Origin of the sequence: Pseudonocardia sp. (genome assembly GCF_050250275.1) — a bacterium.
GTDB lineage: Bacteria > Actinomycetota > Actinomycetes > Mycobacteriales > Pseudonocardiaceae > Pseudonocardia.
Genome location: NZ_JBFWOY010000009.1, coordinates 54424 through 70736, shown reverse-complemented (window position 1 = coordinate 70736; position 16313 = coordinate 54424). Strand labels below are relative to the sequence as shown.

General features: G+C 75.2%; 16 protein-coding genes, 2 pseudogenes and 1 riboswitch. Of the genes and pseudogenes, 4 read left to right on the top strand and 14 right to left on the bottom strand.

Translation table 11 applies throughout. The annotated features are described in order from the left end of the window. Positions 1–39 precede the first annotated feature (39 nt). Positions 40–738, top strand: a complete 699-nt coding sequence (locus AB7F12_RS10795) for a phosphatase PAP2 family protein (protein WP_428497807.1) — start codon at positions 40–42, stop codon at positions 736–738. Here AB7F12_RS10795 and AB7F12_RS10790 read toward each other — a convergent pair. Then, positions 735–1538, bottom strand: a complete 804-nt coding sequence (locus AB7F12_RS10790; RefSeq protein WP_428497808.1) for an Fpg/Nei family DNA glycosylase — start codon at positions 1536–1538, stop codon at positions 735–737. The genes AB7F12_RS10795 and AB7F12_RS10790 overlap by 4 nt on opposite strands. A 121-nt stretch (positions 1539–1659) precedes the next feature. On the opposite strand from AB7F12_RS10790, the gene AB7F12_RS10785 reads away from it, so the two are divergent. Further along, the gene (locus AB7F12_RS10785; protein WP_428497867.1) at positions 1660–3444 is read left to right on the top strand and encodes an NHL domain-containing thioredoxin family protein; all 1785 of its coding nucleotides are present in this window, start codon (positions 1660–1662) and stop codon (positions 3442–3444) included. Here the strand turns inward: AB7F12_RS10785 and AB7F12_RS10780 are convergent, their stop codons facing one another. Beyond that, entirely contained in the window at positions 3445–4203 is a 759-nt protein-coding gene (locus AB7F12_RS10780; RefSeq protein WP_428497809.1) for an alpha/beta fold hydrolase, read from the bottom strand. Positions 4204–4406: 203 nt separating this feature from the next. Between AB7F12_RS10780 and rpsT the strand changes: the two genes are divergently transcribed. Beyond that, on the top strand, positions 4407–4682 hold the full coding sequence (gene rpsT, locus AB7F12_RS10775; protein WP_428497810.1) for a 30S ribosomal protein S20: 276 nt from the start codon (positions 4407–4409) through the stop codon (positions 4680–4682). 281 nt (positions 4683–4963) lie between these two features. On the opposite strand, the gene holA is transcribed toward rpsT, so the two are convergent. Then, entirely contained in the window at positions 4964–5944 is a 981-nt protein-coding gene (gene holA / locus AB7F12_RS10770) for a DNA polymerase III subunit delta (protein WP_428497811.1), read from the bottom strand. Positions 5945–6090: 146 nt separating this feature from the next. Continuing rightward, a riboswitch (SAM riboswitch) is annotated at positions 6091–6211 on the top strand. A 9-nt stretch (positions 6212–6220) separates the two neighbouring features. On the opposite strand from holA, the gene thrC reads away from it, so the two are divergent. Beyond that, complete coding sequence (gene thrC / locus AB7F12_RS10765; protein ID WP_428497812.1) at positions 6221–7486, top strand: threonine synthase; 1266 nt, start codon at positions 6221–6223, stop codon at positions 7484–7486. 285 nt (positions 7487–7771) lie between these two features. Here the strand turns inward: thrC and AB7F12_RS10760 are convergent. The 11 genes and pseudogenes from AB7F12_RS10760 to AB7F12_RS10710 all read right to left on the bottom strand — a co-directional run. Continuing rightward, positions 7772–8473 (bottom strand): annotated as a pseudogene (locus AB7F12_RS10760) (ComEC/Rec2 family competence protein); the annotation flags it as partial. Between the two features lie 2 nt (positions 8474–8475). Then, positions 8476–9915: pseudogene (locus AB7F12_RS10755) on the bottom strand (ComEC/Rec2 family competence protein); the annotation flags it as partial. Continuing rightward, entirely contained in the window at positions 9912–10796 is an 885-nt protein-coding gene (locus AB7F12_RS10750; protein WP_428497813.1) for a helix-hairpin-helix domain-containing protein, read from the bottom strand. The gene AB7F12_RS10750 and the pseudogene AB7F12_RS10755, both read right to left, overlap by 4 nt. A gap of 427 nt (positions 10797–11223) precedes the next feature. Then, positions 11224–12093, bottom strand: coding sequence for a DegV family protein (locus tag AB7F12_RS10745; protein WP_428497814.1), 870 nt, complete (start codon positions 12091–12093; stop codon positions 11224–11226). Positions 12094–12133: 40 nt separating this feature from the next. After that, complete coding sequence (octT, locus tag AB7F12_RS10740) at positions 12134–12865, bottom strand: diglucosylglycerate octanoyltransferase (protein WP_428516971.1); 732 nt, start codon at positions 12863–12865, stop codon at positions 12134–12136. After that, a complete protein-coding gene (locus AB7F12_RS10735) occupies positions 12862–13473 on the bottom strand; it encodes a histidine phosphatase family protein (protein ID WP_428497816.1) in 612 nt (203 codons plus the stop codon). Before AB7F12_RS10735 ends, octT begins: the two co-directional genes overlap by 4 nt. Positions 13474–13484: 11 nt before the next feature. Then, a complete protein-coding gene (rsfS, locus tag AB7F12_RS10730; protein WP_428497817.1) occupies positions 13485–13889 on the bottom strand; it encodes a ribosome silencing factor in 405 nt (134 codons plus the stop codon). A gap of 75 nt (positions 13890–13964) precedes the next feature. Beyond that, entirely contained in the window at positions 13965–14567 is a 603-nt protein-coding gene (gene nadD, locus AB7F12_RS10725; protein WP_428497818.1) for a nicotinate-nucleotide adenylyltransferase, read from the bottom strand. A 35-nt stretch (positions 14568–14602) separates the two neighbouring features. After that, positions 14603–15214, bottom strand: coding sequence for an alpha-ketoglutarate-dependent dioxygenase AlkB (locus AB7F12_RS10720; RefSeq protein ID WP_428497819.1), 612 nt, complete (start codon positions 15212–15214; stop codon positions 14603–14605). A 45-nt stretch (positions 15215–15259) separates the two neighbouring features. Next, complete coding sequence (locus AB7F12_RS10715; protein ID WP_428497820.1) at positions 15260–15820, bottom strand: TetR/AcrR family transcriptional regulator; 561 nt, start codon at positions 15818–15820, stop codon at positions 15260–15262. An 87-nt stretch (positions 15821–15907) separates the two neighbouring features. Then, positions 15908–16270, bottom strand: coding sequence for an SPW repeat protein (locus tag AB7F12_RS10710; RefSeq protein WP_428497821.1), 363 nt, complete (start codon positions 16268–16270; stop codon positions 15908–15910). Positions 16271–16313 lie beyond the last annotated feature (43 nt).

The following is a 16313-nucleotide window of genomic DNA, read 5'->3' as shown; positions in this document are numbered from 1 at the left end:
CCGGGTGCGGCCCGCCCGCTGCTCGGCGAGACTGGCCGGATGCGTTCACCGTCCGCGCGGCTGCCGGTCCTGCTCGGCGTCGTCGCGGTGCTGGCCCTCGCCGTCGCCGCGGGCTGGCTGCTGCATTTCGGCGCGACCGGCACCGGCACCGCCGACGCCGACGCGGCGCTGCTCACCGACGCCGTGGCCGTCCGCGAGCCCGTACTCACCACCACCGCGGTGACGATCACGACGATCGGCAGCACCGCCGCGATGGCCCTGCTCGCCGCCGCCATGTGCATCGTGAGCTGGCTGCGCGGCCACCGCGCCGACGCCCTGTTCGTTGCGGCCGCCGCGATCGGCGGCAGCGTCCTGTTCCGGCTGCTCAAGCTCTTCTACGACCGGCCCCGCCCCCCGGTGGCGACCCGGCTGGTGAACGAGACCAACGAGTCCCTGCCGTCGGGGCACGCGACGATGTCCGTGGTCATCGTCGGCGCGCTCCTCGTGCTGCTGTGGGCGGGACGCAGCACCGCGGCCCGCGTCGCGCTCGTCACCGCCGCGACGCTGTGGGTGGTGGCCGTGGGCGCGACCCGGATCTACCTCGGCGTGCACTGGTTCAGCGACGTGCTCGCCGGCTGGTTCGTCGGCGCGACCTGGCTCGCGGTGTGCGCGGTCGTACGCCGGTCGTGGGGCAGCCGACCCGGCGAACCGGCCCCGGTCGACGCCGACCCGGTCGGGCCCGTCGAGGACGGTCGCTAGCCCTGCTCCTTACCGCACCACCACGTCGACCGGCCGCCGACGGTCCCGTGCACCATCGGCGCCCCGCACCGCGGGCACGTCCCATCCGCGTGGCGGTGCTCGATGACCCGTCCGGTGTGGACGCCGCCGTTGGCGGTCGCCGCCCGCAACGCGCGTCGCAGACTGCGGTGCAGGCGGTTCACCTCGGAACGGTCCAGCTCGTCGGACGGACGCGACGGCGAGAGCCGGGCCTGCCACAACGTCTCGTCCGCCAACAGGTTGCCGACCCCCGCGAGCACCTTCTGGTCGAGCAGCCGCGCCTTGAGCGGCGCGTGGCTGCGGCCCAGCCGCTCCCGCAGCTGCGCCGCCGTGATGTGCTCGGCGTCGGGGCCGAGCGCGTCGATGTCCGGGTCCAGCCGCACCCGCCCGAGCCGGCGCTTGTCGAACAGCCGCAGCTCGCCGCCGTCGTCGAACCGGACCGTGAACCGGTTCCACCCGGCCTGGCGGGGCGCCCGGTCCGGCCGCGGATCACCGCCCGCACGCACCCCGTCGGCGTCGGTGACGACGATCCGCCCGCCCATCCCCAGGTGCAGGCCGAGAGCCGGGCCCTCCTCGCCGTGGACGTCACGCGTGTCGCACCACATCGACTTGCCCCGCCGGTGCGCCGCCGTCAGCGTGCCGCCGAGCAGCACCGACGCGATCTCCCCCGGCCGGTGCGGGCGGCACACCCACTCGTCGGTGTCGTCGACGGCGACGATCCGACGGTCCAGCGCGTGCTCCAGGACGCGCCTGGCCGCTTCGACCTCGGGGAGCTCGGGCACGTGAGCAGTCTCGCCCAACCGCCTTCGCGGCGCGCGCCGCAGCGGGACGCACGCCGCGGCCGTGAACGAGCACCGGAACACCCGGCGATCCCCGGAGGTTGACCACCGCGTGACGACCCGGATGCGTCTGCGCGCCCCCGAACTGCACGGCCGGCGATGGCTGGGCACGGGAGGCCGTGACCTCACCCTCGCCGACCTGCGCGGCAAGATCGTCCTGCTCGACTTCTGGACGTTCTGCTGCGTCAACTGCCTGCACGTCCTCGACGAGCTGCGCCCGCTCGAGCAGCGCTGGTCCGACGTCCTCGTCGTCGTCGGCGTGCACTCGCCGAAGTTCGTGCACGAGGGCGAACCCGCCGCCGTCGAGGCCGCCGTCGAGCGCTACGGCGTCGGGCACCCGGTCCTCGACGACCCCACCCTGCAGACCTGGGACGCCTACGCCGCGCGCGCCTGGCCGACCCTCGTCGTCATCGACCCGACCGGCTACGTCGTCGCGCAGCTGTCGGGCGAGGGACACGCCCACGGCCTCGACGTCCTCATCGGCGAGCTCGTCGCCGAGCACGAGGCCGCCGGGACCCTCCACCGCGGCGACGGCCCCTACGTCGCACCCCCCGACCCGGCGACGGCGCTGCGCTTCCCGGGCAAGGTCATCGCCCTGCCCGGCGGCACCTTCCTCGTCTCCGACACCGCCCACCACCAGCTCGTCGAGCTGGAGACCGACCTCGTCACCGAGCGGCGCCGGTTCGGGACCGGCCGCCGCGGCCCGTTGTCGGAGCCGCAGGGCCTCGTCGCGCTGCCCGCCGACGTCGCCGCCGAGGTCGGCTACGACGTCGTCGTCGCCGACTCGGTGAACCATGCGCTGCAAGGCCTCACGCTGGCCACCGGCGAGCTGCGCCGGGTCGCCGGCACGGGCGAGCAGCTGCGCGACCGGATCGACGTCGGGGGCACCGCCGAGGAACTGTCCACACCCTGGGACGTCGCCTGGTGGGAGGGCCGCGTCGTCGTCGCCATGGCCGGGTCGCACCAGCTGTGGTCGTTCGACCCGCGCACCGCGACGGTGTCCGTGCTCGCCGGCACCACCACCGAGGGCCTGCGCGACGGCCCACCCACCGACGCCTTCTTCGCCCAGCCCTCCGGCCTCGCCACCGGCCCCGACGCGACGCTGTGGGTGGCCGACGCCGAGACCTCCGCACTGCGCTCGGTCGTCGCCGCCCCCGCGGTGGGCGCCGCCGTCACGACCGCCGTCGGGCTCGGCCTCTTCGACTTCGGGTTCCGCGACGGCCCCGCCCCCGACGAGGCGCTGCTGCAGCACCCGCTCGGCGTCGGCATCCTGCCCGACGGGACCGTCGCGATCGCCGACACCTACAACGGCGCCGTCCGCCGCTACGACCCCGCGACCCGCACCGTCACCACGTTGGCCCGCGACCTCGCCGAGCCCTCGGACGTGATCGTCGACGGCGACACCCTCGTCGTCGTCGAGTCGGCCGCACACCGGCTCGTGCGCCTGCCCATCCCCGCGGGCGCCCGCGTCGACGCCGGGGCGCACACGGTGCGCCGCGCACGCACCGACCTCGCCCCCGGCCCGCTGCGGCTGCGGATCGACTTCACCCCACCCACCGGCCAGCACCTCGACAGCCGCTTCGGCGACCCGACCTCCCTGACCGTGACCGCGTCACCGCCGGCACTGCTGGTGAGCGGCGCCGGGACCGCACCGGGCCTCGCGCGCTCCGTCGAGCTCTCCGGTGAGGTCACCGAAGGCGTCCTGTCGGTCAGCGTCGCCGCCGCGGCGTGCGACGAGGGCGACGGCATCTACGCCGCCTGCCACCGCTACCAGCAGGACTGGGGCATCCCGGTCAGGCTGGCCGCGGACGCACCGTCGGAGCTGACCCTGGACCTGCGGGCCCTCTGATCAGCGGAACGAGGTCCAGAACCGGGTGAGCGCCGCCGCGCCGCGCGCCGGGTCCTGCAGCATCCACCAGTGCCCCAGCCCGTCGAGCTCCTCGACCCGGGCACCGGCCCGCTCCGCGGCCCGCAGCTTCTGCTCCCGCGTGCCGACGTACGGGTCGTCCGACGGGATCAGCACCAGGCCCGGCACCCGGGCCGCGGCGTCCAGACCGGCGCCGAGATCGGCCATCGCAGGCTGCGCCGCCGACCGGTACAGCCGCAGGATGCACTCCCCCATCGCCGGGTCGAACGCCGCCGCGACCTTGTCGGCCACGGCCGCATCCATCCCGTCCGCCGCGAGCCGCTGCGCACGTCGCGCGACCGGTGCCGCCCCCATCCGCGCGACGAGCTCCTCCCCCACCCGCGGTGTCTGCCACTGCTGCGCCAGGTCGTGCCACACGTAGTCCGGGTCGTAGATGCCGACGACGTCGCACGCCCAGCTGCGCACGAGGTCCGGCCGGGCCAGCACCGCGTTCACGACGTGCCCGCCGCCCCAATCGTGCCCCACGAGATCGACCTGCCCGCCACCCGCCGTGAGCTCCTGCAGCTCGGCGACCAGCCAGTCGCGGTAGGCCTGCCACGTCGCGGCGAACCCGTCGGGCACCGGCGCGCCGAAACCGGGCGGGGACAACCGCACCGTCGGCTCCTCGACACCCAGGTGGTCCACCAACGGACCCCAGATCGCCGCCGTCTCCGGGTTGCCGTGCACGAGGACTACCGTCATGGACGGACCGTAACCAGCGGGACCGACGCCCGCCCGGCTCACGACGTCACCCGACGGGGGCGAGTGAGGGCGCGGCGGAGTCGCTGTTAGCATGAATGACCGAGCGCACGGCGTGCTCGCTCGATCCGGGTCACACGACCTGCGGTACGGGTCGTAACGCCGGCCCAGTACACGTTCCAGGTAGGAAGACTCGAGGCAGACGCGTGGCCAACATCAAGTCCCAGATCAAGCGGGTCAAGACCAACGAGAAGCGCCGCCAGCGCAACAAGGCGGTCAAGTCGTCGGTCCGTACCGCCATCCGCCGGTTCCGCGAGGCCGAGGCGGCCGGCGACACCGAGAAGGCCGTGGAGCTGCAGCGCGCGGCCGCCAAGGCCCTCGACAAGGCGGCCAGCAAGGGCGTCATCCACCGCAACCAGGCGGCCAACCGCAAGTCGGCCATCGCCAAGCGCGCCGACGCGCTCACCGCGTCCGCGAGCTGAGCACCTCCGGCGCCCTGCGCCGGACCAGGCACCCGACGACGGCGCCGCCCGCAATTGCGGGCGGCGCCGTCGTCGTGTCTGCCTCGTCGAGCGGCCCGCCGCCGCGCCCCGCGAGCCGTACTGCCGGTCGGGCCGTACTCCCGGTGGGTGCCGGTCGGGCCGCGCTCCCGCCGTCGAGACTCACCGCCCCCGCCGAGCTCGACCGAGCTGCTTCGATCATGGATGCGACCGGTCCGACGTCGGACTCGCCGGAGGTGTGCGTCCCTCGGCATGTCGGACCGTCAGCGCAGCTCGCGTGCGTCGATGATGCGACGGACCGCGCGTTCGAGCGCGAACTCCGGGTCGGCGGCGGCGCCCTTGACGTCGGCGTTCGCCTCCGCGGCCGCCGCGAACGCGACCGCCAGCCCCTCCGGCCGCCACGACCGGACCTGGCCCTGCGCCTTGCGGATCTTCCACGGCGGCATCCCCAGCGAGCTCGCGAGCCGGTTGGGGTCGCCCCGCCCGGCGGAGCCGACCTTCGCGAGCGTCCGCACCGCGTCGGCGAGCGCATCGGCCACGAGCACCGGCGCCACCCCCAGCACCAGCGCCCAGCGCAGCGCCTCGAGCGCACCGGCCCGGTCGCCCGCGACGACCTTGTCGGCCACGGTGAACCCCGACGACTCGGCCCTACCCCGGTGGTAGCGCCGCACCGCCGTCTCGTCGATCGCGCCACCGGTGTCGGCGACCAGCTGCCCGGCCGCCGACGCGAGCTCGCGCAGGTCGGACCCCACGGCCTCCATCAGCACCTCGACGGCGTCGCCGCCGATCTTCCCGCCCAGGCGGCGCACCTCGGCGCGGACGAAGTCGGCCCGCTCGGCCGGGCGGGTCAGCCGGTCGCAGCGGACGACCTCCGCGCCCGCCTTGCGCAGGTCGTCGGCGAACGACTTGCCCCGGGCGCCGCCCTGGTGGACGAGGACGATGACGATGCCCTCGGCCGGCTCGGCCGCGTAGCGCAGCACGGCGGTGGCCATGTCCTTGGCGACCTCCTGCGCCGAGGTGAGCACGACGACCCGCCCCTCGGCGAACAGCGACGGGCTGAGGTGCTCGGCCAGGTCCTCGGGGGCGAGCTCACCGATCCGCATCCGGCGCACGTCGGTGTCCGGATCGGCCGCCCGCGCCCTGCCCACGATGTCCTGCACCGCCCGCTCCGCGAGGAGCTCCTCCTCGCCCACGACGAGGTGGACCGGGTGCGGAGGCGTCGCGTCGGCGGCCGGTGGGGTCACCCCCTCATCGTGGCCCAGCGCCGGCCGAGGACGTGACCCGCCTCCCAGATTCCGGACGGCGGCTTCGCGTCGGGGACGGTCATGTCGTACCGTTGACCCGAGCACCGGCGCGCACCGCGACCAGCCGGGCTCGCACAACCGAATATGGCTCATCCAGAGGGGTAGAGGGAACGGCCCGTTGACACCCCGGCAACCGGCGGCACACGACCATCGCGTGTGACGATCACGGTGCCAATTCCGACCCGCTTCGTGCGGGGAAGATGAGGAGATTTTCCGATGACTTCTGTTGCGCCCGCGCGCGCCACCGGCCTCGACCTCGGTTCGGCCCGTGCCCTCTCCTGCCGCGAGTGCGGCCACGAGACACCCCTCGCCGCGGAGTTCGCCTGTCCGCAGTGTTTCGGCCCTCTCGAGGTGGCCTACGACTTCCCAGCCGTCACCCGTGGGTCGATCGAGGCCGGCCCACAGTCGATCTGGCGCTACCGCGACCTGCTGCCCGTGCCGTCGAACGTGCAGGCGCACCCCAACACCGAGCCGGGCATGACGCGGCTGATCAAGGCCGACCGGCTCGCCGCCGCCCTGGGCCTGCGTTCCCTGTGGGTCAAGGACGACACCGGCAACCCGACGCACTCGTTCAAGGACCGCGTCGTCGCCGTCGCCCTCGCCGCCGCCCGCGAGCTCGGCTTCACCGTGCTGTGCTGCCCCTCGACCGGCAACCTCGCCAACGCCGTCGCCGCCGCGGCCTCCCGCGCCGGCTGGGACTCGGTCGTGCTGATCCCGTCGTCGCTGGAGAAGGCCAAGGTCCTCACGACCGCCGTCTACGGCGGGACGCTGCTGGCCGTCGACGGCAACTACGACGACGTCAACCGCCTGGCCACCGAGCTCGCGGCCGAGCACGAGGAGTGGGCGTTCGTCAACGTCAACGTCCGCCCCTACTACGCCGAGGGCTCGAAGACGCTGGGCTACGAGGTCGCCGAGCAGCTCGGCTGGCGCCTGCCCGAGCAGATCGTCGTCCCGATCGCGTCCGGCTCGCAGCTGACCAAGGTCGACAAGGGTTTCCAGGAGTTCGGCAAGCTCGGGCTCGTCGAGCCCACCCCGTACCGGATGTTCGGCGCGCAGGCCACCGGCTGCTCGCCGGTCGCGACGGCGTTCGCCGAGGGCCACGACGTCATCCGGCCGGTCAAGCCGGACACGATCGCCCGCTCGCTCGCGATCGGCAACCCGGCCGACGGCCCCTACGTCCTGGACTCGGTGCGCCGCACCGGCGGCGCCATCGGCCACGTCTCCGACGACGAGGTGCGCGACGGCATCCAGCTGCTGGCCCGGACCGAGGGGGTCTTCGCCGAGACGGCGGGCGGGGTCACGGTCGCGACCGCGAAGAAGCTGATCGAGGCAGGCCAAATCGACCCCGACGCAGAGACCGTCCTGCTCATCACCGGTGACGGCCTGAAGACCCTCGACGCCGTCGCCGACCGCGTCGCCCCCAGCGCGACCGTCGCGGCCACGAGCAAGGCCGTGCGCGAGGCGCTCGCCGGTCTCGGCTGAGCCGTTTCTCCCCCGCCCGGGCCGTGCACGTCGTCGGCGGCCCGGGAGCGGATCACCGCGCGACACCACCGAGGGGCCGTCGTCGCCCGCCTGCGATCCGGCGACGACCGCGGTGTCGCCGTCGTGGTCGGTGCGCCGTACTTCCACGCCCGCCGAACCGAGGACGCCGAGCAGCTGCGGATCGGGGTGCCGGTAGCTGTTGCCGGCCCCGACCGAGACCAGCACGACCCGCGGCGACACCGCCGCGAGGAACTCCCGCAGGCTGTAGCGCGACCCGTGGTGGGGCATCTTCAGGACGTCGGCGCGCAGCGGCACCCCGGCGGCGAGCAGGTCGGCCTGGGCGGCGATCTCGACGTCACCGGAGAGCAACACCGACCCCGCCCGCGTCCGGGCCCGCACCACGAGCGATCCGTCGTTGACGGCGGTGCCGTCGTCGGGGTCGACATCGGCGGCCGGGTGGACGGGACCGATCACGTCGAGCACCAGCGCGGGCCAGGTGAGCCGCTGCCCGGGCCCCAGCGCCACCACACTCGTTCCGGCCTCCCGGGCCTGCACCGAGAGGCGCCGCAGGGCCGCGCCGGGCCGGCGGGACGGCCCGACCGCGATCCCGCCGACGGCCCTGCCCCGCAGCGCGCCCGACATCCCTCCGACGTGGTCGGCATGCAGGTGGCTGACGACGACGAGGTCGAGCGAGTGGACGCCCAGCCGCGCCAGGCAGGCGTCGACCGGTCCGTCGTCGGGGCCGGCGTCGACGAGTACCGCGTGCCCGGGTGAGCCGGTGGCCAGCACGAGTGCGTCGCCCTGCCCGACGTCGCATGCGACGACCCCCACCCGGCGGGCGGCCAGCCGGGGGTGACGACCCGCGTCGGCACCAGCACGAGCAGCAGGCCGACCAGCACGGCCGCCAGCAGCGCCCGCAGCCGCCGCGACCGCACCAGCACCGCCAGCACCACGACGACGGCGACCAGCAGCAGCGCGCCGACCCATCCCGACGGCCACGGCACGACGCCGTCCTGGACGGCGGCGGCCCGGTCGGCGACCAGGACGAGCCACCCGACCTCGGGCCCTGCCGACCACGCGCACACCCGGGCTGCGGCCGGGCTCACGACCGACAGGAGCGCGGCCAGCACCCCGAGCACCGTCGCTGGCGGGACGGCGGGCGCGGCGAGGAGGTTGGCCAGCAACGAGACCAGGCTGACGGTGCCGCTCAGCCCGGCGATGAGCGGTGCCGTCGCGATCCCGGCCGCGGCGGGGACGACCAGTGCCTCAGCGATCCCCGGCGGCACACCGCGCTCACGCAGCCGACGAGCCCACCCCGGAGCGACCAGCACCAGCGCCGCAGTGGCGGCGGCCGAGAGCGCGAAACCGGGGTCGACGGCGAGTCGCGGCATCCACAACAGCAGCCCGACGACGGTCGCGGCGAGGGCCGGCACCGCGGACCGCGTGCGCCCCATGGCCAGCGCGAGCAGCACGACGCCACCCATGACCGCGGCCCGCAGCACGCTCGGCGACGGCCGGGCCAGGACGACGAACCCGACGAGTGCCAGCCCGGCCCCGACCGCGCACACCCGCGGCCCGGCGCGCAGCAGCCGCAGCAGGAGCAGCACCGCGCCGGCGATCACGGCGAGGTTCGCGCCGGACACGGCGGTGAGGTGGGTGAGCCCGGCGGCGCGGAAGTCGTCGGTGACCTCGGGGACCTGGTCGCGGGTGTCGCCGACGGTCAGCCCGGGCAGCAGGCCCGCCGAGCGCTCCGGGAGCACAGCCGACGCGGTGCGCAGGCCCCCGCGCAGCGTCCCCGCGGCGCTCTGCCACCACGGTGGTGCGGTGACCTCGCCCGGTGCGCCGCGGACCCGGAGGACGGCGACGGTGAGGTCGCTGCGGGAGGGCGGCGCGAGCAGGCCCTCCGCCCGCACGGACTGTCCCGGCAGGAGCCCGGACCAGCGGTCGGCGGGGGCGATCAGCAGCACCCGGCCACCGGTGGTCCACCGGCCGGCGCCGGCAGCGGCCTCGGTCAGGTCGGCGGCGATCGTGACCTGGCCGCCTGCCGCGATCGGCGCGCCCGTGGCCGGGCGGACCGGGCGTGGGTCGTCGGTGAGCGTGACCCGCACCGTTGCCGACGCCCCGGTCGCCGCCGCCGCGGCCAGCGGGTGCCCGGCGACGACCCCGACGTTGGTGCCGACGACGACCGCCGCCGCCGCGGCGCATCCGAGCGCGGCCGCGGCACCGGCGGCCCAGCCGCGACCACGGGCGCGCCGGACGAGCACGACCCCGCCGACGAGCAGCACAGCCGCGACGACGACCACGCCCGCCACCCCGCCGAGCAGCCCGGTGAGGGTCACCGCCCAGACCGCGAGGGCGGCCGGGACCAGCCGCAGGTCGGGCGGGACGCGGGTGTCCTCGTCGACCTCCTCCCGGACGGCGGCCGTCATCGTGCGACGACCAGTTCGCGCAGCTGGGCGTACTTGCGCTCGCCGATGCCGTCGATCTCGCGCAGCTGGTCGACCCGGCTGAAGCGGCCGTTGCGGGTGCGCCAGTCGACGATGCGTTGCGCCGTGACCGGGCCGACGCCGGGCAGGCCGTCGAGCTGGGCGACGGTCGCGGAGTTGAGGTCGACCGTGCCGCCCGTCGTCCCGCCCGGCGCCGGGGGCTCCGCCGCCCCCGATCCGAGGGCCTCGCCCGGTGGTGCGGGGGCGCCCACGACGACCTGCTCCCCGTCGGCCACCCGTCGTGCGAGGTTGAGGCCCGCGGCGTCGGTGCCGGGCAGGACGCCGCCCGCCGCCTCGACGACGTCGGCCACCCGGGCGCCGCCGGGCACCCGGACCAGACCCGGCCGGGCGACCGTGCCGACGATGCTGACGACCAGCTCGCCGCCGGGCGCCGACCCCGTCGGCGGCGCGGAGCCGACCGGCCCGTCCACGAGCGGCGACAGGCCCGCCACGGGACCCGGCGGTAGCGGCTCGGCGCGCGGCCGGTCGAGCCACACGCCCACTGCTGCGGCGAGCGCGGCGAGCAGGGTGACGACGGTCAGCGCGACGGCCCCGGGACGCCCGGGATCCAGGCGTGCCCGCCGCACCGGCTCCGGCACCCACCGCCGGACCGCGGCACCCCGCCGGCGCCGGAGCCGGTCACCGAGCCGGCCCGCACGACCGGCCGGCGGCGCCTGCGGCACCGCCGTGAGCTCGACGGTGTCCGGCTCGACGATCCACTCAGGACGATCGTCCCAGTGCTGCTCGGCGGGTGTCGGCCGCGGGCACGGCGGGCTGCCCAGCGCAGCGGCGAGCCGCCGCCCCGGATCCACCGCACCTGTCACGGGATCGACGGTAGGGGCCGATCAGCTGCTCACGACCTCGTCGACCGAGCACTGTGGATGGCTTGGCACCGATGTGGACAACCCGGCTTCCCGGGGCTCGGCACAGTCGTTCGTGTCGGCCCGATGTGCAAGGCTGCGCGGGGACCGTCGGCCACCGCGCGCCACCGGCCACCACGGGCTCGACGGGCCGGATCCGACAGCCGGATCGGCCAGGCGGGGTCGACCAGGCCGGGTCAGCCCGGCGGGTCAGCCAGGCCGGGTTAGCCAGGCCGGGTCGACCAGACGGGGTCGACCAGACGGGTCAGGCAGGCCGGGTCGACCAGGCGGGGTCGACCGGGCGGGGTCGACCAGGCGGGGTCGACGAGCCGTGCCCCGACGACTCGTCGGCGGAACGGACTCCCGGGTCGAACCCGGCGCGTTGATGCGGTCAGCCCTCGTCCGGCGCGCCGTCCCCACGCCGGGGCACCACCACGATCCCCAGCAGGCCCTGCCCCGCGTGCGCCCCGATGACCGCACCGACCTCCGACACCAGCAGCCGGGCGGCCGAGGGCAGCCGTTCCCGGAGCTTCGCGGCCAGCTCCTCGGCACGTGCGGCGACGCCCAGATGGTGCACGGCCAGGTCGGCGCCCTCCCCCGCGGCGGCGACCGCGAGGTCGAGAAGTCGTTGCGCCGCACGGGCGCTGGTGCGCACCTTCTCCAGCGGCATGATCCGGCCCTCGGCCAGGTGCAGCAGCGGCTTGACGGCGAGGGCGGTCCCGAACAGCGCGGCGGCGGCGCCGATGCGCCCGCCGCGGCGCAGCCGTTCGAGGTTGTCGACGGAGAAGAAGACGCGGCATCGGGAGGCGACGTCGGCGGCGGCGTCCTCGACGTCGGCACCGCAGGCGCCGGCATCGGCGGCGTCGCAGGCGGCGAGGACGGCGTACCCGAGCCCCATGGCGACGGCGCGGGAGTCGACGATGCGGACCCGCTCGGGCCCGACCTCCTGGGCGGCCAGGCGCGCCGCGTCCCAGGTGCCGGAGAGCTCGCGGGACAGGTGCACGGAGACGACCCCGGTGGCGCCGGCGGCGAGGGCCTCGCGGTAGACGGCCTCGAACGCGGCGGGGGTGGGCCGGGAGGTGTGGACGGCGAGTGTCTTGTCGGCGAGGGCGGTGACGAGTTCGGCGGGACCGATGTCGGTGCCGTCGCGGCCGGTGCGGTCGCCGAGGCGGACTTCCAGGGGGACGACGCGGATGCCGCGTTCGGCGGCGAGTCCGGCAGGGAGGTAGGCGGTCGAGTCGGTGACGACGGCGACGGGCACGACGACGGACCCTAGCGCCTCGGCGGCGTATCCGGACACATCAGGCGCGGCCCGGGTCGATCAGTTCGGCGACCGCCGCCCCGACGGCCGTGTGGGCGGTCCAGCCCCAGTGCATGCCGTCGGGGTTGCCGTGGCCGCCGCGGACGTGGTCGCCGACGAGCGCGGGGACGTCGAGTACCCGGACCCCGGTCTCGGTGGCCCAGCGGCGGGTGGCGCGTTCGGCGGCGGCGCGGCCGGGGTGGACGCCGCCGTAGATCGCGGCCCGGTGCGGGGCGGGCAGCGCGGCGACGACGGGGATACCGGGGCGCAGCGCGGTGACGGCGGCGCGACATCGTTCGAGGTAGGCGACCGTCAGCCGCGGTGGCAGGGCGACCGGGCCGCCCCCGAGCCGGGCGAGCGTCCGGGCCAGGCGCGGCTGCGCGCGCAGGTAGCCGGCGCGCACGGCCGCGCGCAGCGGTTCGGGCCGCAGCACGGGGATGAGCTCGCGTACCGCGGTGGGCAGCGGCGACGGGAGCGCGTCCATGCCGCCGACGCCCAGGACGAGTGCACGGGCGTGGGGCACCGCGGCCCAGGCGCGCGGATCGTGGGTGAGCGCGTGCCAGGCGTGGCGGGCGGTCCAGCCGGCCCCGGCGAGGAGCTCGGTGCGGGCGCCGAGTGCGGCTGCGGCGATGTTGGGCCAGAGCCTGGGGTCGTCGGCGGGTTCGGCGCGTTCGGGGCCGTGGAAGGCGAGCGAGTCGGCGAGGACGAGTAGGCCCGACCCGCCCTCGCTCACCTGCTGACGCCCATGTTGTACGCGGTGAGCCGCCACATCGCCTTGCCGGGTCTGCGCCCGAGCACCGCCCAGTGGGCGTTGCCCATGCCGCCGACGGCGGGCCACACGGTCTGCGGCAGGTCGAGCAGGCCGGACACCATGCCGGCGATGACACCGCTGTGGGCGACGAGCAGCACGGTGATGTCGGCGTCGGTCTCGGCGTACTCGGCGTCGAGCTCCTCGACCAGCGGCACCGACCGGGCGACGACCTCGACGCGGGTCTCCCCGGCGGGTGGGCGCCAGAAGGGGTCGGAGCGCCAGGCGTCGATCGCGCCGGGCGTGTCCCTCTCGATCTCGACGATCGACTGCCCACCCCAGTCGCCGAGGTCGGTCTCGCGCAGGCGGACGTCGTGCTCGACGGTGAGTCCGGTGACGGCGGCGACCTCGTCGGCGGTGCGGGCGGCACGGCTGAGGTCGGAGCTGATGAGGCGGGCGGGCTCGAAGCGGGCGAGCTGCGGAGCCGCCTCGCGGGCCTGTCGCAGACCGGCATCGGTGAGCGTCGAGTCGATGTGGCCCTGCATGCGGCCCTCGACGTTGTGGTCGGTCTGCCCGTGCCGCAGCAGGACCACCCGGCGCAGGCTCACCCGGCCGCGCCGGACGACTCGGTCTCGTCGGGCTCGACCCGGGCCTCCTCCGGGAAGTCGAGCACCGGGCAGTCCTTCCACAGCCGGTCGAGGCCGTAGAAGCCGCGTTCCTCGGTGTGTTGGACGTGCACGACGATGTCGGTGAAGTCGAGCAGCACCCAGCGGCCTTCCCGGGTGCCCTCGCGCCGCGTCGGCTTGACGCCGTGCTCGCGCAGCTTCTCCTCGATGCCGTCGACGATCGCCGAGACCTGCCGTTCGTTGGGCGCGGAGGCCAGCACGAAGCAGTCGGTGATGACGAGCTGCTCGGACACGTCGAGCACGAGGATGTCCACGGCCTTCTTGTCCGCGGCCGCGGCCACTGCCACGCGGGCCATCTCGATCGCCTGATCGGTCGCCGTCACGGTTCCCCTTCCGGCGCGACCCGGGGGTCGGGACCGCGCGACGTCGACGATTGTCCCAGGACGGGCGGGACGCCCTCAGCTGGGCCGGTCGGTCGGCTTCCGGTAGAGCGAGCGCTTCGAGATGTACTGGACGACACCGTCGGGGACGAGGTACCAGACGGGGCGGCCCGCGGCGACGCGGCGACGGCAGTCGGTCGAGGAGATCGCCATGGCGGGGACCTCGACGAGGGAGACGGCCCCGTCGGGTAGATGGTCCCCGTCGAGCTCGTAGCCGGGCCGGGTGACGCCGACGAAGTGGGCGTTCTCGAACAGCTCGTCGAGCTTGCGCCACGACAGGATCTGTTCGAGCGCGTCGGCGCCGGTGATGAAGAACAGCTGCGCGTCGGGGTTGGTCTTGCGCAGGTCGGCGAGGGTGTCGGCGGTGTAGGTGGGGCCGCCGCGGTCGATGTCGACGCGGCTGACCGAGAAGCGCGGGTTGGACGCGGTGGCGACGACCGTCATGAGGTAGCGGTCCTCGGCGGGGCTGACCTCGGCGGCGGTCTTCTGCCAGGGCTGGCCCGTGGGCACGAAGACGACCTCGTCGAGGTCGAAGCGGTCGGCGACCTCGCTGGCCGCGACGAGGTGGCCGTGGTGGATCGGGTCGAACGTCCCACCCATCACACCGATCCTGCGCGTCATCGACGCAGCTTAAGGGGCGGCTGCGGCCGGGCCGATCATCGCGGGTAGGCGTGCCGGAACTGGATGCTGATCCGGGGCGCGCAGGCCCGGACCTTGGGGACGCTGTGCTGGCGGGTGCGCTGGCAGGTACCGCCCATGACGAGCAGGTCGCCCGGGCCCGGCAGGTACGACACGCTGGGACCGCCGCCGGTGGGGCGCAGCCGGAAGGGCCGCGCCGCCCCCAGTGACACCAGCGCGACGACGGCCGACGGGAGCTCCCGGGCGACCCGGTCGCCGTGCCAGGCGACGCTGTCGGCGCCGTCGCGGTAGAGGTTGGCGCCGACCTGGGTGAACTCGACCCCGTACCGCTCGCCGAGCAGCCGGGCGAGACCGGCGAGCCGGGCGGGTGCGTCGTCGAGGTTCCAGCGGTGGGTGAGCCGGGGCTCGGTGAGCGTGCGCTCGTACATGCGGACGGTCCGCCCCGACCACGGGGTCCGGTCGAGCAGGTCGGCGAACAGCCGGTCGGCGCCGTGCAGCCAGCCGGGCCCGTGGTCGAGCCAGGCGCCGTCGCCGAGGTCGTGGCGGACCACGCGGGCGAAGTCGCCCGCGGGCCCGGGGTCGGGTGCGTCGTCGAACAGCGACGGCTGCCACGCGAGGTCGATGGCCATGCTCCGGGACGCTACCCTCGTTCGAACATCAGTTCGAACTATTTCTCAGTGGGGCCGTTCGAGTGCGGAGGCGAGGAAGGTGAGCTCGCGGCGGATGGCAGCGGCGCCGTCGTCGACGTGGCGGGCCACGGAGTGGCGGTAGCTCACGGCGGAGGCGAGCAGGTGGGCGGCGCTGTCCACATCGGCGTCGCAGCGCGGGAGGGCGGCGGCGATGACGTCGCGGATCTGCTCGACGAGCAGGTCGAAGCGGGCGTGCAGGGCGTCGAGCACGGCGGGGTGGGTGTCGGCCTCGCGCCACAGCAGGTGGGAGAGCAGCGCCGACGACCCGAGGGAGGCGTCGAGGCCTGCGACGAGCCGGTGCAGGCTCTCGGTGACGTCGCCGGGGACGACGACGTCGGCGGGGGCGACGCGCTCGTCGGGCAGCCGGTCGACGAGCGCTTCGAGGAGGTCGGGCTTGCGGGCGAAGTAGTAGTGCACGAGCCCCTTGGGCACGCCCGCGCGGTCGGCGATCCGGGAGGTCGGCGTGGCCTCGAAACCGGCTTCGGCGAACAGCGTCTCGGCGGCGTCGAGGATTCGCTCGCGGGCGGGTCGCTCGTCGTCGGTCATCGGGTCGTTCCCGTCTCGGCGAGGGGGTCGCGCCGGGCACGCGCGGCGGCCGCGGCCCGGGGCCGCGGCCGTCGCTCTTCGGAGGGGTCAGTGCTGCGCGGTGAGGCCGGTGTGGCTGTGCTGCGCCGCCGGGATGGCGGTGAGCCCGACGACGACCGCGAGGGCGCCGGCCACCCAGGACGTCCAGGACGCCCCGAGGAGGTCGCTGTAGCCGAGCACCCACGGCGAGATGAACAACAGCACGCCCAGTACCGCGTGGACGTACTCGCTCGCGACGGACCGCGGCGCGCCGAGCGACCAGAGACCGGTCGCGGCGAGGAGGACCCCGAGGACGACGAGTGCCCACACGGCCGCGGCGTCGACGGTGAGCACCAACGGCGAGAGTGCCGCCAGCACGCCGATCACCACTGCCGCCCAGTCCTGCCAGCGTTGCCATGACCTGGTGGTCATAGCGATCACCTTCTTTCCTGACGATGTCCCGAGTCTGCGCCTT

Excerpts from the sequence above, each read along its gene's own strand:
- nadD (WP_428497818.1), bottom strand. The coding sequence starts at position 14,567 with ATGACGCGCAGGATCGGTGTGATGGGTGGGACGTTCGACCCGATCCAC.
- AB7F12_RS10720 (WP_428497819.1), bottom strand. The coding sequence starts at position 15,214 with ATGGCCATCGACCTCGCGTGGCAGCCGTCGCTGTTCGACGACGCACCC.
- thrC (WP_428497812.1), top strand. The coding sequence starts at position 6,221 with ATGACTTCTGTTGCGCCCGCGCGCGCCACCGGCCTCGACCTCGGTTCG.
- AB7F12_RS10795 (WP_428497807.1), top strand. The coding sequence starts at position 40 with ATGCGTTCACCGTCCGCGCGGCTGCCGGTCCTGCTCGGCGTCGTCGCG.
- AB7F12_RS10715 (WP_428497820.1), bottom strand. The coding sequence starts at position 15,820 with ATGACCGACGACGAGCGACCCGCCCGCGAGCGAATCCTCGACGCCGCC.
- AB7F12_RS10710 (WP_428497821.1), bottom strand. The coding sequence starts at position 16,270 with ATGACCACCAGGTCATGGCAACGCTGGCAGGACTGGGCGGCAGTGGTG.
- AB7F12_RS10785 (WP_428497867.1), top strand. The coding sequence starts at position 1,660 with ATGCGTCTGCGCGCCCCCGAACTGCACGGCCGGCGATGGCTGGGCACG.
- AB7F12_RS10780 (WP_428497809.1), bottom strand. The coding sequence starts at position 4,203 with ATGACGGTAGTCCTCGTGCACGGCAACCCGGAGACGGCGGCGATCTGG.